The 16,069-nt window shown below is 64.2% G+C and carries 12 protein-coding genes, 1 tRNA gene and 1 pseudogene; 3 read left to right on the top strand and 11 right to left on the bottom strand.

Features of this window, described 5'->3' with window-relative positions; translation table 11 throughout:
- Positions 1–8: 8 nt before the first annotated feature.
- Together PWP93_RS18890 and PWP93_RS18885 are read right to left on the bottom strand one after the other, a co-directional pair.
- Entirely contained in the window at positions 9–776 is a 768-nt protein-coding gene (locus PWP93_RS18890) for a YoaK family protein (RefSeq protein WP_421045496.1), read from the bottom strand.
- Between the two features lie 45 nt (positions 777–821).
- The gene (locus PWP93_RS18885; protein ID WP_421045495.1) at positions 822–1,691 is read right to left on the bottom strand and encodes a spermidine synthase; all 870 of its coding nucleotides are present in this window, start codon (positions 1,689–1,691) and stop codon (positions 822–824) included.
- Between the two features lie 265 nt (positions 1,692–1,956).
- Between PWP93_RS18885 and PWP93_RS18880 the strand changes: the two genes are divergently transcribed.
- Positions 1,957–2,169, top strand: a complete 213-nt coding sequence (locus PWP93_RS18880) for a hypothetical protein (protein ID WP_421027052.1) — start codon at positions 1,957–1,959, stop codon at positions 2,167–2,169.
- Between the two features lie 426 nt (positions 2,170–2,595).
- Positions 2,596–3,837: a cystathionine gamma-synthase family protein gene (locus PWP93_RS18875; RefSeq protein ID WP_421045494.1), complete on the top strand. Its 1,242-nt coding sequence runs from the start codon at positions 2,596–2,598 to the stop codon at positions 3,835–3,837.
- A 123-nt stretch (positions 3,838–3,960) separates the two neighbouring features.
- Here the strand turns inward: PWP93_RS18875 and PWP93_RS18870 are convergent, their stop codons facing one another.
- Both PWP93_RS18870 and PWP93_RS18865 read right to left on the bottom strand, forming a co-directional pair.
- On the bottom strand, positions 3,961–5,514 hold the full coding sequence (locus PWP93_RS18870) for an amino acid permease (protein WP_421045493.1): 1,554 nt from the start codon (positions 5,512–5,514) through the stop codon (positions 3,961–3,963).
- A 198-nt stretch (positions 5,515–5,712) separates the two neighbouring features.
- The gene (locus PWP93_RS18865; RefSeq protein ID WP_421045492.1) at positions 5,713–7,428 is read right to left on the bottom strand and encodes a dihydroxyacetone kinase family protein; all 1,716 of its coding nucleotides are present in this window, start codon (positions 7,426–7,428) and stop codon (positions 5,713–5,715) included.
- Positions 7,429–7,660: 232 nt separating this feature from the next.
- Between PWP93_RS18865 and PWP93_RS18860 the strand changes: the two genes are divergently transcribed.
- Positions 7,661–7,737, top strand: a tRNA-Val gene (locus PWP93_RS18860).
- A 119-nt stretch (positions 7,738–7,856) separates the two neighbouring features.
- Here PWP93_RS18860 and PWP93_RS18855 read toward each other — a convergent pair.
- The 7 genes and pseudogenes from PWP93_RS18855 to PWP93_RS18825 form a co-directional block, all read right to left on the bottom strand.
- Positions 7,857–8,756, bottom strand: a complete 900-nt coding sequence (locus PWP93_RS18855) for a glutamate/aspartate ABC transporter substrate-binding protein (RefSeq protein WP_421045491.1) — start codon at positions 8,754–8,756, stop codon at positions 7,857–7,859.
- Positions 8,757–8,843: 87 nt separating this feature from the next.
- Positions 8,844–10,103 (bottom strand): annotated as a pseudogene (locus tag PWP93_RS18850) (D-amino acid dehydrogenase); the annotation flags it as partial.
- Between the two features lie 87 nt (positions 10,104–10,190).
- Positions 10,191–10,772, bottom strand: coding sequence for a YSC84-related protein (locus PWP93_RS18845; RefSeq protein ID WP_421026353.1), 582 nt, complete (start codon positions 10,770–10,772; stop codon positions 10,191–10,193).
- A gap of 130 nt (positions 10,773–10,902) precedes the next feature.
- Positions 10,903–11,871: a DUF2950 domain-containing protein gene (locus PWP93_RS18840; RefSeq protein WP_421045490.1), complete on the bottom strand. Its 969-nt coding sequence runs from the start codon at positions 11,869–11,871 to the stop codon at positions 10,903–10,905.
- A gap of 20 nt (positions 11,872–11,891) precedes the next feature.
- Complete coding sequence (locus tag PWP93_RS18835) at positions 11,892–13,250, bottom strand: DUF3300 domain-containing protein (protein WP_421046116.1); 1,359 nt, start codon at positions 13,248–13,250, stop codon at positions 11,892–11,894.
- A 307-nt stretch (positions 13,251–13,557) separates the two neighbouring features.
- Positions 13,558–14,916: a TAXI family TRAP transporter solute-binding subunit gene (locus PWP93_RS18830; RefSeq protein ID WP_421045489.1), complete on the bottom strand. Its 1,359-nt coding sequence runs from the start codon at positions 14,914–14,916 to the stop codon at positions 13,558–13,560.
- 193 nt (positions 14,917–15,109) lie between these two features.
- Positions 15,110–16,012 carry a LysR family transcriptional regulator gene (locus PWP93_RS18825; RefSeq protein WP_421045488.1) on the bottom strand — a complete coding sequence of 301 codons (903 nt, stop codon included), beginning with the start codon at positions 16,010–16,012 and terminating at the stop codon, positions 15,110–15,112.
- Positions 16,013–16,069 lie beyond the last annotated feature (57 nt).

Raw genomic sequence — 16,069 nt, 5'->3', positions numbered from 1 at the left:
ATGCCAGGCTACTGTCTGCGATCGAGCTGATAGAACCAGGTCAGCACATCGTCGACAAGGGGCGCGACTGTGAGTGCGACGAGCGCGCCGGCGAGCGGAACGGTCGATACGTAGCCCACATGCTTGAAGCCGATGGCGCCGGTCAGGCCGCCCACGAAGAACGACGCGAGCATCGTGCCGTGAATCCGCAGCTTCGTGCGATTGGCGATGACCGCATGGGCATCCGCAGCGGCCGTCGACCGGTTCCAGTAAAAGAGCTTGCCCAGTTCGATGCCCAGGTCGGTCACGATGCCGGTCATGTGCGTCGTGCGAATCTCCGCGCCCGACAACTTCGTGATCATCGCGTTCTGCAGCCCCATGATGAAGCACAGCAGAATGACCGTGACAGGAACAAAAAAAGCTTCCCATAGCGCGAGGTGACTGCCGAGCAAGCCGAACAGGAGGAGCAGCGCGGCTTCGACCAGTAGCGGAAGGACATACTGGCTTTGCAGACTGCGCCGCCGCCCCCAGTTGACGAGCACCGCCGAACACGCTGCCCCGAGAAGAAACGACGCCAGTGAGCCGATACCGGCGAGCACGAGCCGGATGTCCCCGAGCGCCGCCTGGTCCGCGATTGCCGATACGATGCCGCTCATGTGCGACGTGTATTGCTTGACCGCGAGGAACCCGCCGGCGTTGGTTGCGCCGGCAACAAAGGCCAGCGAAAAACCGAGTTGCCGGTTCGCGTCCGCACTGCGGTGTTTTCCCGTCAGGCTTCGAAAGTACTGCGCAGGCATCGAATCTTCACTCAATCATTGGGAACGGCGGCAGGAACAGGTTCATCAGCCTTCGAACACCGATCGCGAGACGCCAGGACTGTGGTCGAATTCCCAATGCGCGTGACCCTGCGGTTGCCAGATCAATTGCCCGGAATCCAGGTCTTCCCCGCCTTTCAGGCGCCGGGCAACTGAGGACAGTTTCAGGTCATCCGCCCACGCGTACGAGATGGCGCGATCCAGCAGGACGCGCGCGGACGGTAAGCGATATCGGCTCTTCCACGCAAAAACAACAAAATTGCTGTCGTCCGCGCATCGGACCACCGCATACGAGGAACCGAACACGGCCTTCATCAGATCGACGCAGATGGCCAGCGCCGGCTCGTCATCGGTAAAGTTGACGACGAGGACACCCGTATCCGCCAGCCGTTCGCGACAGGCGCAGAAGAACGCGATATCCGCGCACTGGCTCGAAATGCCCCCCGCCACGTAGGCGTCAACCAGAATGACGTCCTTCGCAACGCCCCCATTCCTGACGTAGTCCGCACCATCGGCGCAAACCACCCTGAAGCGCGCATCGTCCGCCGGAATCCTGAAGACGTCGCGCAGCGATATGACTTCGGGGTTGATCTCGACCACGGTGATATCGACGGCAGGCAAGTGCCGATAGCAATACTTCGCCAACGATCCCCCACCCAGCCCGATCATGCAGATGCGCTGAGGGTCGGGCTTTAGCAGCAGGAATCCCATCATCGTGCGCGTATAGCCGAGCGCGAGCCGGTCCGGCGCACGAAGCGACATGCAACTCTGGGTGGCAAGATAATCGAAGTGCAACGATATCGCGTGCTGCGTTTCCAGCACAAACGGCCGCCTGTCGCTCAACGGCGTCGAACGGAATTCGAGGAATGCATCACTTGATGTCTGGTCGCCGTCCATTCTCGATCTACCCTGGTAGTCAAACATGCGCATGAAACTGCCGGCATCCGTCCGGGTGCCCGGTGGCGCTCGTCGCATTATAATGTAACGCACATTTCATTATCCGTGGATTATAATCGTATGGCTGCCGCCTTTCATCGAGCCCCGAGCGGGTTGATCCGGCACCATCCGCGATTCGACATGGCACGACGCTTCGAAGGCGGCATCGCTTGCGCTGCTGCCCCGGCACTCTCCGACCTTTGGAAAAACAATGAGCGACTGCGATATGCCCGATTCCCAGCCCGTTTGCGTATCCGCGTCCGCGGCATGGGCGCTGGAGCGACTCTCTGAAGTTCGCTATGGGAGAGACGCGCCAGCGCTCGGCTGGTCGGTCTCGCGGGAACTGATCAGCGCCGGCTTCATCACCTTCCCGTCGGGTGGGCGCTCCGGTGTTTCGATCACAGCGGCAGGCCGGGCTTACCTGAAAAGTCAGAAATAATTCCTGATGCCGTTTTCAGGGCGCGGAGGGGATAGCGGAAAGATCCGGGCTTGACGTCCTGAATCAGCGCGCGAGCGCCTCTTCCCGCTCGTTCACGCGCAGCGCGTCTTCGAGACGTTTTACACGGCGCAGGTGGTCGTCGATGCAGGCGGATGCGCTCACTTGCCGGGTTCGCCCGAGCCACCATTCGAGCGGCAATGCCCGCGTTACCGGCCGCAAGCGGAGCACCGCCTCCAGGTGCCGTAATTCGGCTTCGACAAAGGCTTTACCTTATTCCGGCCGCCTGCGGAGCACACCGCTTGACGAAGCCGCCGTCGTGAGAGAATCAATCATTTTTCAGATCGATCGCGCTGCCGGCGATGTCGCGCGCCATGGGCGACCTGAAATAATCCATCGGAAGTAATCGACTCGAAAGGCGGACAAGGCATGAGCAAGCAAGGCTTCACCACGGGCATCGTTCACGGCGACAGAATCGGCGGCACCGAGCATGGCGGCGTGCGGCAGCCGATTCATACGTCCGTGCAATACGGTTTCGAGCGCGTCGAGGACCTGATCGGCGTGTTCCAGGGCACGAAAAAGGGCGGCTTCAACTACGCGCGCCAGGGCACCCCCACGACGGCAGCGCTCGAACGCAAGATCACGAATCTGGAAGAAGGCGCGGGCACGATCTGCTTCAGCACCGGCATGGCGGCGATCACGGCCACGTTTCTCACGCTCCTGCGCGCGGGCGATCATCTGATCTCCAGCCGTTACGTGTTCGGCAACACCAACAGCCTGTTCGGCACCTTACGCACGCTCGGAGTCGAAGTCACGACCGTCGACGCCTGTGACGCGCAAAACGTCCGTGACGCGATCCGCCCCAATACGCGCATGGTGTTCGTCGAAACCATCGCGAATCCGGGCACGCAGATTCCCGACCTCGAGGGCATCGGCGATGCGTGCCCCGAGCACGGCCTCGCATATGTCGTCGACAACACGATCACCTCGCCGGCCCTGTTCAAGCCGAAAGCGGTGGGCGCGAGCCTCGTCATCAATTCGCTGACGAAGACGATCGCGGGCCACGGCGCGGCGCTCGGCGGTGCGGTGACCGACACGGGCCTGTTCGACTGGAGCGCGTATCCGAACATCGCCGACGATTATCGGCGTTCGCCCGCGAAGGAGCAGGGGCTGTTGCAGATTCGCAAGAAGGGCCTGCGCGACATGGGCGCGGCGTTGTCGTCCGAGCAGGCGCATTCGATCGCGATGGGCGCGGAAACGCTCGCGCTGCGCGTGAAACAGAGCAGCGACAACGCGCTCGCGCTCGCGCAGTTCCTGGAAGGGCACAAGGCCATCGGCAAGGTGTTTTATCCGGGCCTGAAGAGCCACCCGCAATACGAGATCGCGCAAAAGCTGTTCAAGGGCGCGTCGTGGCTGCTGTCGTTCGAATTGCTGAACGCGGAGCGCATGATCGACGTGGTCAATGCGCTCCAGTTGCCGATCAAGGCAACCGGACTCGCCGACACGCGCACGCTGATCATTCCCGTTGCGCCGACGATCTTCTTCGAAGCGGGTGCGGAAACACGCAAGGCAATGGGCATTTCCGACGGTATGCTACGGCTTTCGGCCGGCATCGAGGACATCGATGATCTGATCGCGGACTTTGAGCAGGCGTTGAAGCTCGCGGCGTAACGCCGGCGTGTCTGTCAAAGCAAGGTCAGATTACCCGGCGGATTGAATCTATCGATATGCCGGAATGGCGCAACCAGAGCGTATGCGCAGGCGAAAAAACGGAGGGTTTCCCCTCCGTTTTTTTTAAGCTTCATGGCCCGCTCTGACCACGTCTTCATCGCTCGCCTGCGCAAGCGCACGCGCTTGCCCGACATAAGGCTCGATATCCATGTTGTCATAGCCAATGAAATGGCTCTTCTTCACGATCCGATAACCAAGCCACATCAACACAAACAGCGGAATCCCGATATACGTGGCCAGCACGCTCACCCAATCGATTTTATTGGCCATGAACGCCTGGTAGTCCTGCCCTAGCATGACGACCAGACAAACCGCGAATGCGAATATCGGCCCGATGGGAAACCACTTCGACCGGTACGGCAGCTGATCGAGCGAAAAGCCTTGCGCGACGAACCCCTTGCGGAATCGATAATGGCTGATGGCAATGCCCAGCCATGCGATGAAGCCCGTCATGCCCGAGGTGTTGAGCAGCCACATGTAGACCGTTTTGTCGCCGTACATCGATGAAAGAAAGCACAGCGCCCCCACGGCCGTGGTGGCATATAGCGCATTCCTCGGCACGCCGCTCGCTGAAAGCTTCGCGAACAGCCTGGGCGCGCGGCCTTCGACAGCGAGGTTATAGAGCATGCGCGTGGACGCATACATGCCCGAATTGCCCGCCGACAGCACGGCGGTCAGGATGACCGCATTCATGACGCCCGCCGAAACCGCGAGGCCCGCGCGGCGAAACACGAGCGTGAACGGGCTCACGCCAATATCGGTCACATCGGATTTCAGGAGATTCGGGTCGGTATGCGGAATCAGCAAGCCGATCACGAAAATGGCGAGCACGTAAAACAACAGAATGCGCCAGAACACCTGGCGCACCGCGCGCGGGATATTCTTGCCCGGGTTCTCCGATTCGCCCGCCGCCACGCCAATCAATTCGGTGCCCTGAAACGAGAAGCCCGCGATCATGGTGACGCCCAGCAAGGCCGGCAGGCCGCCCGTGAACGGTCCGTCATCGAGCGTGAAGTTGCCCCAGACATGGTCGGCGCCGCCCTTCAGGATGCCGATGATCATCAGCAGTCCAATGCCGATGAAGGCGATTACCGTGATCACCTTGATCAGCGAGAACCAGTATTCGGCCTCGCCGAAGCCCCGCACCGAAAGCGCGTTGAGCAGGAACATCACGCAGAGGAACGCGGCGCTCCACCAGACGCCTGGCACGTGGGGAAACCAGTAGCCCATCACCAGTTGCGACGCAACCAGTTCGACGGCAATGGTCACGGCCCAGTTGTACCAATAGTTCCAGCCCAGTGCGAAGCCGAAACCCTCGTCGACGAACTTCGCGCCGTAGGTCGCGAACGAACCCGAGACCGGCATGAACGCGGCCATTTCGCCGAGGCTCGTCATCAGGAAATAGACCATCAGGCCGATCACCAGATACGCGGCCATGGCGCCGCCGGGTCCGGCCTGGGAAATGGAGGCGCCTGAAGCGACGAACAGACCGGTGCCGATCGATCCACCGATCGCGATCATGGTCAGGTGGCGGGCTTTGAGACTGCGGTGCAGGGAGGGGGTGGAGTCCCCAGAGCTGGAAAGACGCTCTGAAGCGCGATGCGGATCCGAATCCATAAAAATTCTGACTTCTTCTTAACGACGGTTGGGTAATTTGACCGCGATTCTATAGCAGTCGCCGCCCGGAGCGGCGCAAACACTCCGGACACCGAATCTGCATGGCATTTTCGCGAGCCATTTCCCGGGGAGAGGCGCGCGAAATATTCGGCCCTGCCCCAAAGGCTTCAATGCGATCCGTGCAAGCCCCTCAAACCTTCACGCTTTCCCGCCTATGTGCGGGCGCAACGCCGCCAGCCAGCACACCACCGCCACCGCGCCGGCATCGGGCGAGCCGATCGCCCGCTCGCCCAGATAGCTCGCGCGGCCCACGCGCGGGTGCATATGCGCCGTGGCCTGCGCGCCGTGCTCGGCGGCAGCCACCGCGGCCGCCCAGGCGCGCTGCGACGTCTGACCCTCCTTAAGCGCCTCTTCGAACGCCTCCAGGGCCGGAATCAGCGCGTCGAGCATCGTACGGTCGCCGGCCTTCGCGCCGCCTAGTTCGCTGATTGCCGCGATCGCGCCGCGAAACGCCTGCGCCCACTCGTGCGGCGTGGGCTCCGGCGTATCGGCGAGATGACGCGACGCGCGCAGCAGCGCCGTCGAGTAGAACGGCCCCGAACTGCCCGCAATCGCCCGGCGCATGCTCGCGCCAAGCGACGCCAGCGCCTGCGGCGCGGTGCCGAGCGCGTGGACCGGCGTGGCGGCCACCGCGTCGGCGGCGCGCCGCATGCTCGCGCCCAGATCGCCGTCGCCCGCGAGCGCGTCGAGCTCGGTCAGGCGCGCCTCGTTCTCGGTCAGCGCCAGCGCGACCGCGTCGAGCGCCGCCTTGAGCCGCGCCGCCCACGCCGCGCGCGAAGCGTCGAGCGGCGGTGCTATGGATTCCTCATGATTGACGCCCGAGGTGTCGAGGCGGATGGTCGGGTTCACACAGCCCTTGCCGGGCCAGGCATGCGCATCGGTGTGCGCATCGAGCAAGGCGAGCCTGCTGTCGTCCACGCGCAGCAGCGAGATCGAGCAGCCCGGCATGTTCAGGGCCGAGAGAAAGGTGCCGGCCCACGCGCGCTCCACGCGCACTTCGCGGCAGCGCAGGTCCGCCACGGCCGCGCGCAGCACGATGTCGAGTTCCATCCGCGGCGTGGCCCCCAGGCCGTTGACGAGCAGCACCACGCGTTCGCCGCGCGTGATGGCGAGATCGTCGAGGATATTGACGAGCAGCGCCTCGGTGAGGGCGTCGGCCGGCAGCGGCACGCTGCGCTCCACGCCTTTTTCGCCATGAATGCCCAAACCGATTTCGATTTCGTCGTCGCCGAGGCTGAAGCTGGACGCCTCCGCGCCCGGCAGCGTGCAGCCGTCCAACGCTACGCCCATGGTGCCCAGATTGGCGGCCGCGTCGCGCGCGATCGCCGCCACCACTTCGAGCGGCGCGCCACGCGCGGCCGCCGCGCCCGCGATCTTGTGGATCAGCACGGTGCCGGCAATGCCGCGTCGCTGATGACGCTCGGCGTGGCCGCGCAGCGCGACGTCGTCGGCGACCGTCACCACTTCCACGGGGATGCCCTCGGCGCGCGCGAGCTCGGCGGCAAGACCGAAATTGAGCCGGTCGCCGGTGTAGTTCTTGACGATGAGCAGCGCCCCCCGCGCGCCCGCCGTCGCGCGGATCGCCGCGAGCACTGCGTCGGTGGGCGGCGAGGTGAACACCTCGCCGCATACGGCCGCGCTCAGCATGCCCGCGCCCACATAGCCGCCGTGCGCGGGCTCGTGGCCGCTGCCGCCGCCCGAGATCAGCGCGACCGGGCGTGCATGGGATTCGGGAATGTCGCGGCGAATGAGCACGTTCTCCTCGCCGAGGATAACGACATTCGGTGCCTGCAGCGCGATGCCTTCGAGCATTTCGCGCACGACGTCGGAAGGGTGATTGACGAGTTTCTTCATGACGCCCCTGATGAATGCGGTTGAACATTCCGGTCGGCAGGCGCTCCTGTGCCAGGCATTCCTGTGGCAGGCATTCCTGTGGCAGGCGCCTGTGGCATTCCCGCTGGCGAGCCCACCTTGGCGCTGTTCAGTGTACGCCGCTCGTCATTACGGTGTCCGCAAGCCGTTTTCAACAATTTGCGAAAAGCGCTTGCAAGCCTGCGGGAGTGTCTCTATAATTCGCGCTCTCAACAGGCTCGTAGCTCAGTTGGTTAGAGCACCACCTTGACATGGTGGGGGTCGTTGGTTCGAATCCAATCGAGCCTACCAACGAATATGCAGTACATGATGTGAAGTAATGCTGCGCCTTCGGTTTGGCCGCATGCAATGACAATGACGCACTCCTTCGCGGGACTGCGTCATTTTCTTTTGTGGTTTTTATTTGCGCATCAATCGAGCGCCTTGTCGTTCGGATGCGCGAACAGATCCTTCATCTGCTGCGAAAGCGGATACTCGAGGTTCATGCCGTTGGGCGGGATCGGCTGCGTGAACCACTTCGCGTAGAGCTTCGCCATGTCTCCCGAGGTCTGCATCTTCGCGACCGTGTCGTCCACCAGCGCCTTGAATTGCGGATCGTCGCGGCGGAACATGCACGCATAGTTCTCCGAAACGGGCGGCGTGCCCACAACCACGTAATCGCCCGGGTTCTTGGCCTTCGCGCGCTCGCCATAGATCAGCGGCTCGTCCATCACGAACGCCACCGCGCGCCCCGTCGTCACGTTGAGGAACGATTCGGCGTGGTCCTTCGCGCTGATGATCGTCATGTTCATGTGCTTTTCTTCGTTCATCTTGCGCAGCAGGCGCTCGTCAGACGTGCCCGCCGTGGTCGCTACCGTCTTGCCCGCCAGATCGGGGAAGTCCTTCACGCCCGAATCCTTGCGCGTAATGAAGCGAATGCCGTAAAGAAAAATGCTGTTGGAAAACGCGGCCTGATTCTGGCGCTCGAACGTATTCGTAGTCGAGCCGCATTCGATGTCGATGGTGCCGTTCTGCACGAGCGGGATGCGGTTTTGCGAGGTGATCGGAATCGTCTTCACTCGCAGGTTCGGCATATTGATCTTTTGCTTGATCGCATCGACGATCTTCAGCGCGATTTCCTGCGAATAGCCAATCACGTTCTGGTTCTGGTCATAGTACGAGAACGGAATCGACGACTCGCGCGTGCCGAGCGTGATCACGCCGCTGTCGCGCACCTTCTTGAGCGTGCCCGCGAGTTCATCGGCGTGGGCCACGCCCGCGAGCGTCGTGAATGCCAGCGTCATCGATGCGATCAGTTTGATTTTGTTCATCGTGCTCGTCTCCCGACTCGTCAAAGTGAAGATGTGGCCTCGCAGTGAATGCGCGGTTCGTGGTGCTCCGATGTGATCCGTGGTGGCTCAGCGGCCCGGCGCGAATGCGTCGCCGTCGAGCGCCAGTTCGCGCTGCGCGAGCAAGTCGGCCATCAATTGCGCGCTCCCGCACGCGAGCGTGAAGCCCAGCGCGCCATGTCCGGTGTTCATCCATAGATTGCGGAAATGCGTGGCGCCAATCAGTGGCTTGCTGTCAGGCGTGGCGGGACGCATGCCGGTCCACGTCTGGATCGCGCTGTAGTCGCCGGCCGCGGGAAAGGTCTCGCGCGCCTGGTGCGCGAGCAGCGCGATGCGCTCGTGGTCCGCGTGCGCGCTCATACCCGTGAGATCGACCATGCCCGCGATGCGCAAGCGTTCGCCCAGCGGCGCGTACACCACCTTGTGATGCGCATCCGTGACCGAGACGCGCGGCGCGCCCCGCGCGCTCGCATTGGGCAGCGTGAGGCTGTAACCCTTGAGCGGATACACAGGCACGCTCACGCCGAGCGAGGCCAGCATCGGCTGGCTCTGGAAGCCGAGGCACACCACGAACGCATCCGCTTCGATGTCTCCCGCCGAGGTCACCGCCACCTGCACGCGCAAGCCTTTGGTACGGAGTCCGGAGAATTCGGTCGCGAGACGAAAATCCACCCCGTGGCGCTGGGCAGCGCGCGCAAGACCGCGCGTGAAGCTGTCGCAATCGCCGGCTTCCTCGCCCGGCGTGTGAATGCCGCCCGCAATCTCGCCGCCGATGTGCGCGAGGGCGGGCTCGAGCGCGACGCACGCCGCGCCGTCGAGCGCATGCTGCTCGCAGCCGAGTTGCGCCTGATAGCGGGCCTGGCCGCGCGCGCCCTCGAAGGCGTCGCGGTCGCGATACACCACGAGCTTGCCGTTGCGCACGTAGTCGAACGCGAGCGCCTCGCGCGCGACGATCTCGTGCATGAGCCGCTGGCTCAAAAAGCCGAGACCGAGCAGCTCCGCCGTGGTGGCACGGCTGCGCGCGCGCGTGCAGGCGCGCAGGAACGCTAGGCACCAGCGCCATTGGCGCGGGTCCAGGCGCGGCACGAAACGCAGCGCGGCTTCGCGCGAAAGCAGCCATTGCGGCAGCTTCGGCAGCACCGAAGGGTCCGCGAGCGGCGCCACATAGCTGTAGCTCAGTTGGCCGCCATTGGCGTGGCTGGTCTCCCGCGCCACGTCCGGGTGACGCTCCACCAGCGTCACCCGATGTCCGTCACGGGCGAGAAAATAGGCCGTCGTCACGCCGATCACGCCGCCGCCCAGCACACAGATTCGCATGTCCCGAAGTTCTCGTTCGTTCTCGTTCCGGCAGTTTCTCCAGCCAAAAACAGGAACTCAATGGCGAATTGCGCAAGCGGCGTGACCCGGGTCAGTCGGTTAGATGTTCAGGCGCGTGACCTTGGTGCCTGCGAGCGAGACGTCGGCCATCAGGCCCGCGTTGGTCAAGACGAACACTTCGACCGGGTGCGTAGCCGTGTTGGTGTCGACCACGCCGTTCGCCCCCACCGTGACGAGCGCAACCGAGGCATCGGCGCCCGCCGCCCAGCCGTCCGTGGCGCGGAATTTGGCAAGCGCGTCCTCGGTCATGAAGCAGAAAATGATGGCCTTCGACTGCGCGCCGGCCTGGAAGCCCAGCGATCCGGACACCGTGTTGTAGTAGCCCGTCGTGGCGCCGCCCACGCGCAGCGCGCCCTCGCCGTACTGCGCACCGACGATGAAACCGGCCTGCAGCACCGACGGGAACACGAGCACGCCACGCGACTTCGCAACGAGTTCATGCGATCCTTTCACGGTGGAATAGAGCTTCGTCAAGGTGTTGTCGACGCCCGCGTCGATCGACTGGCGCTTCGACATATTGGTCGCGGCGTTCGAGGTGCCACCCGGCGTGGTGGTACAGCCCGCAAGCGCGAAACCGCCGAGCGCGGCGGCGGTTGAAAGCATGAAAGTGCGTCGTTGCATATCGTTTCCCCTACACGAATGAGAGCGTGTCGAGGTCTGCAGCATGCCGCGTGCCTGCCCCGGAGCGGGCACGCGGCAGCTGCTCGTACAACTGGCCCGGCAGCGCGTGCCAATGCCATGCAACGGCCGGTCAAGGCGTGGTGGACTGCCAGGACGAATCGGGATCGAAGCTCTTGAGGGCGGCGGCGGTGCGCGCGCCGTTGGGCCCCAGGTCCTTTTGATAAAGCTTGCCGTCCTGATTGACGATAAAGCTCATCACGCCCGTCTTGCCGTAATGCGCCGGCCACGCCACGAGCGCGAAGCCGTTGGCCAGCTGGCCGTTCGCCATGTAGCTGCGCGCCCCGCCCTCCGCATGGGCGCCCTGCGCCGTGAGAATGCGGAAGTGGTAGCCGTGATAGCCCTCCTGCGGCGTGATTTTCGAGTCGCGCGTCATGACTTCGGCCAGCGGGCCGAGCGGGCTTTCCTCGCCCTGCTCGACGGGCCAGTAAAGGCCGTCATGCGTGCCGGGCGTGCTCACGAGGCGCTGCGCATAGTGCTGTGTGAGCTTGCGGTAGTCCTTCTGCGCGTCGACATAAGCGAGCGAGCTGAGCATGGCCGCGCGCTCGTTGCGGCCGATGCGCCGCGTGAGCATTTCGCTCGCGCCCTCGCGCGGGTCGAAGCGCCAGCCGCTGGCGTTCTGCACGATCGGGATGGGCAGCGTCCAGCCGCTGTCGCCCACCGCCAGGTGAGCGCTTGCCTTGCCCGCCACGGGGGTGGCGTCGGGCACGATCTGATGGCCCTTCGACCACGCGCCGAGGAAGTCGTAGATGTCTTCCTCGCCGATTTCCCTGGTGGGGATGAACTGCTCGAAATTGTTGCCGAGCACGTGCTTCATCGCGTCCTGATCATTGCTGGCCAGCGCGTTGCTGAATGCCTCCGCCGCCGCGTCGGGCGTGGCGTAGACGGCCTGCGCCGAAGCTACACCGGCGCCGGGCAGGGCCAGCAAAGCGGGCGCGGCGAACAGCGCGAACGCCACCGCCGCGGTGAGCCGGGCGAGCCCGGCAGGCCTTGCGTCGCGCGATGCATGTTGCGACGCAAGACGTGCGTGTTTGCGGATCATCGCAAGACTCCTATAGAGATTCAACGGCGGAAGTGCCCGCCACCACCGCCACCGCCAAGCCGGCCACCGCCGCCTCCGCCGCCAAAGTTGTGGGCACCGCCGCCGCCATTGAAGCCGCCGCCACCGCCGCCCCGGTTCTGGTACGACGCCCGGCTTTGCTGGCCGCGCTGCATGTCGGCGCGAGCCGCATTGCCGTCGCCGGCGCCGCGCAGGGCGTTGCTGCGATTGGCGTTTTCCGAGCGATTGGCGAGATCGGCGCGATTGGCGTTCTGCGTGGCGCCCGAGAGATTGCCGTGGCTGCCGTTGCGCGTCGCGCCAGAAAGGTTGCCGTTGCCGTTGCGCGTGGCGCCCGAGAGGTTGCCGTGATTGCCGTTGCCATTGGGCCGGCCGCCTTGCTGAATGCCTTGCAGACGCTGGCTCGCACTGCCGCTCATGTTCTGCCCGGTTCGGTTTTGCAGGGTTTGCATGGCCTGCGAACGCGACTGGTCATAACCGCGGAACTGGTTGTTGCGCTGGCCGCCGTTGAAGTTGTTGCGCTGGCCGTTGAAGCTCTGGTTGCGACGCTCGACGTTGTTGTTGCGGTTCCAGTTGGCCGTGCTGCGATTCGAGTCGATGCGGTTGTTGACGTTGATGTTGTTGTAGCGGTTCACGTTGATGTTGACATCGTGCGAGCCCCAGCCGAAGCCGCCCCACAGCGAGTTCGCCACCGCGATGCCCGCGCCGAACGCCAGCCCCGTCATGAAGCCCGTGGCGATCGCATAGCCCGGGGGCGGCGGCATGTACACGGGCGGATAGGCGGGATACGGCCACGTGCCGTACACCACGGTCGGGTTATACGTGGGCACGTACACCACTTCCGGATTGGCAGGCTCGATCACGATGGTTTGCGTGGTCGACGTGCCCGAGGCCGGCTGCACGATCACCTTCTGCTGCTCGGTGGTCTTGAGGTTGCCCGCTTGTTGCGCCTGCAAGCGCAGGCGCTGTACGGAGTCCATCACGTCGCCCGGCTGCGCAAGGAACGCGCTGCCGATCTGCTCGACCCAGTCAGGCTTGGAATCCATGGTGGCGAGCACCTGCGGGAAGGCCACGAGCGACTGCACGCTCGGGTCCCAGGGCTGCGAGGAGACGGCCTTCACGGCGTCGTCGCCCTTCAGGTTCGGGTTGGCTTTGGACCACGCGGCGGCAGCCTGCACGTCTGCCGGAAAGGTGGCAGCCATGAGCACCTGCGCGAGCAGCGCGTCAGGATAAAGCGCGACGGGCGCCGTGAGCGAGTCGAGTTGCTGGTTCGACAAATGTTGCGCCGCGCTTTGTTGCGCGATGGCGGCAGTCGGCCCAGTCGGGCCGACGAAAAGCGGTGCGGCCGCGAGCGCGGCGCACATGAGCCAGACAGCGCACTGGCGTACACCGGACGATTTCACGAATCGTTCCTCCTCGTTGCGGATAACTCTTTCAGGTGCCCGAAATGGAGAGCCTGCCTGCGGTGCGGATTAAAATTTTAATCGAAGCACCGCGATCTTGATTTTTGACGCGACGTCTTGCGGCGCAGTGGCAATCAAAAATATAGGGGTATGACTAATTGTGTCAACCACGAGTTCGTCAGCGAACGATTCGTTTCCGGAATTGCATCAATTACATTGAATGACATGAATTCAGGAACAATTACGCAGCCCGGAATTCCTCCTTCATTCAATGCCTTGCACCTTCAGCCTGCCGGGCTCCGGGTGCCAGATGCATGCGCACGAAGCCAACGTGCTCGCGCAGAACGTAGAAAGCATCGGCATAGGCGAGCGGCATGCGCAATGTATTGAGCGCGCGCTCGATTTCGTCGAGCTCCGCAATGAGCGCGCGCCGCTCTTCGTCGCTCGAATGCTTGAGCGCATCGCGCTCGATCGCGATGAGCGCGCCGTAGTAGCGGTAAATGCGCGAGCGTACGCGCCAGCGATACAGCGCGGGGATCGCCCGCAGCGCCGGAAACACCAGCACGGCAAGCGGCAGCAGCAGCACGAGCAAACGGTCGGCCACGCTGGCGAGCCAGAACGGCAGCGTGCGATAAAGAAAGCTCTTGCCCGATTTGTAATAGCGCGCGGCGTCTTCGCTAATGCGGAAATCGTGCGCGATGGGGCTCGGAAATTCGCCCGCGCGCTGCAGCAGCCCGGGCACGCCGTTGACCTCGCCCGCGGCTTCGACGATGAGGTCCGAGATGGCCGGATGCAAAGTGTTGCGCGCAACGATCTCCACTGTCGGCCCAATCAGATGCACGGTTTGCGGCGGCATGCGGCGGCGCAGGTCGAGCACGCCGGGCGGCAAGTCGATGCTGTCGAGATACGGAAAGAGCCGTGTATAGGCCGCCGATTCGTCGAAGCTCATCACCGAAATGCCGGGTATGCCGAGCAGGCGCCGCATGAGTTCGCGCGTGGTGGAGTCGCCGCTCAGCATGGCGGCCTCCACACGGTTCGAGACCAGCGCGGTGGCGGCGTCCATGCCGTCGAGCGGCAGGAAGGTGGAGTCGCCGCCCGGCTCCATGCCGTTCGCGGCCAGCAGCTTCAGCGAGAGCTCGCGCGTGCCGCTGCCCACGCGGCCGATGGCGATGCGCTTGCCGTCGAGCTGGGAAAGCTGCGTGAGCCCCGAGCCGCGATAAAACACCACGATGGGCAGATACGCGACGCTGCCGAGCGACACGAGCGGGCGCGTGTCGAGCCCATCGGCCACACCGCCCTGCACGAACGCGAGGTCGACCTTCGACTTGGGATCGAGCAGGCGCTGCAGGTTCTGCACCGAGCCGTCCGACTCCACCACCTCGAGCGTGACGCCGTTGCGCGCGAGGATCTTGCGGTACGCCTGCGCCGTCTGCATGAACGAGCTGTCGCGCGGACCCGCGCTGATGGTGACGGTACGCGGCGGCGAGGGATCGACGAGCCACACGAACACCGCGACCACCACGGCGCAAAACAACGCGATCGGCAGTGACGTGAGCGCGAGATCGCGCCACGCCGGATGCGACGGGTCGCGCATGAAATGCGGCAAAGGCGGTCGATGTCGTTTCATGGAAACCGGCGGCTATGCGTCGAATTGAGCAAGCTTCATCATGCCATCTCGCGCCGGAGCGCAACGCTGGTATTTGCGAGAATCTGCCGAGGTGCAGATCGACGTGCAGATGAGAACCCATGAAGCGGCGCAGGTCCATTGAAAGCAACGTAAGCGCCACCGCACGCTCATCGCGCTCATCGCGCTCATCGCGCTACTGCGCCGTGTGGCCGAAGAACTCGGTGGCGTGGTCGATGAACGCGCGCACTTTCGCGGGCAGCAGCGTGCGCGACGCATAGGCGAGGCGCAGTTCGATCTGCGCATCGACGACGGGAAAGTCGTCGAGCAGCGTGACGAGCCGCCCCGTCGCCACTTCGCTCTGCACGAGCCCGCGCGGCAGCGTGCCGATGCCGAACCCCTCCAGCACCATCGCGAGATTGAAGTCGGGATTGTTCGAGGCGACTTCGTACTTCATGCGCACGGTCACCTCCTTTTCGCCATCGCGGAACGTCAGCGACGGCTTGCGCAGCGAAGGCGGCATCGGCACGAACGTGTGCGCTTCGAGGTCCGAGGGAAGGCGCGGCGTCGAGTGTGCCGCGAGGTACCCGGGCGTGGCGACGAGCGCGAGCGGAATGCGCTCGAGCAGCTTCGTCACCGTGCCTTCGCTGTTGAGCATGAACGGCAGCACGAGCCCGAGATCGTAGCCGTCCGCGACCAGATCGACGGGGCGCTCGGTCAGCATTACGTCGAGCGTCACGTTGGGATGCGCGCGCTTGAAGCTGGAAATGAGCGGCACGAGCCGGTGCACCATGGCCGAGGTGTGCGCGACGAGGCGCAGCACGCCGTTGGCCTCGCGCGTCTGCTCGGTCGCGCCGGCCTCCAGCGCGTCGAGGTCGTCGAGCACGCGGCAGCAGCCGTCGTAGAAGCGCTCGGCGGCTTCGGTAAGCGAGACCGCGCGCGTGGTGCGATGAAAGAGCCGGCTGCCCAGACGCTTTTCCAGCCGCGCGATCGCGCGCGAGACAGCGGGGGTGGCGATCCCGTGCATATCCGCGGCGCGCGTGAAGTTGCGCGCCTCCACCACGGAACGAAAGATTCGCAGAGTGTCGATATAGTCCATGGCGTTAGCGCCAATGATGGCGAACAGGATAAAGAAAGATCCGGCGCGGCGGCGTGA

The organism is Paraburkholderia sp. A1RI-2L, assembly GCF_048957375.1.
In the GTDB taxonomy this organism is placed as follows: domain Bacteria; phylum Pseudomonadota; class Gammaproteobacteria; order Burkholderiales; family Burkholderiaceae; genus Paraburkholderia.
This window is presented reverse-complemented; position numbering and strand designations above follow the sequence as displayed.

Coding starts and splice junctions, on each gene's coding strand:
- PWP93_RS18865 (WP_421045492.1), bottom strand. CDS start 7,428: ATGAAGAAACTCGTCAATCACCCTTCCGACGTCGTGCGCGAAATGCTC.
- PWP93_RS18845 (WP_421026353.1), bottom strand. CDS start 10,772: ATGCAACGACGCACTTTCATGCTTTCAACCGCCGCCGCGCTCGGCGGT.
- PWP93_RS18875 (WP_421045494.1), top strand. CDS start 2,596: ATGAGCAAGCAAGGCTTCACCACGGGCATCGTTCACGGCGACAGAATC.
- PWP93_RS18825 (WP_421045488.1), bottom strand. CDS start 16,012: ATGGACTATATCGACACTCTGCGAATCTTTCGTTCCGTGGTGGAGGCG.
- PWP93_RS18840 (WP_421045490.1), bottom strand. CDS start 11,871: ATGATCCGCAAACACGCACGTCTTGCGTCGCAACATGCATCGCGCGAC.
- PWP93_RS18835 (WP_421046116.1), bottom strand. CDS start 13,250: ATGTGCGCCGCGCTCGCGGCCGCACCGCTTTTCGTCGGCCCGACTGGG.
- PWP93_RS18880 (WP_421027052.1), top strand. CDS start 1,957: ATGCCCGATTCCCAGCCCGTTTGCGTATCCGCGTCCGCGGCATGGGCG.
- PWP93_RS18870 (WP_421045493.1), bottom strand. CDS start 5,514: ATGGATTCGGATCCGCATCGCGCTTCAGAGCGTCTTTCCAGCTCTGGG.
- PWP93_RS18885 (WP_421045495.1), bottom strand. CDS start 1,691: ATGGACGGCGACCAGACATCAAGTGATGCATTCCTCGAATTCCGTTCG.
- PWP93_RS18830 (WP_421045489.1), bottom strand. CDS start 14,916: ATGAAACGACATCGACCGCCTTTGCCGCATTTCATGCGCGACCCGTCG.
- PWP93_RS18855 (WP_421045491.1), bottom strand. CDS start 8,756: ATGAACAAAATCAAACTGATCGCATCGATGACGCTGGCATTCACGACG.
- PWP93_RS18890 (WP_421045496.1), bottom strand. CDS start 776: ATGCCTGCGCAGTACTTTCGAAGCCTGACGGGAAAACACCGCAGTGCG.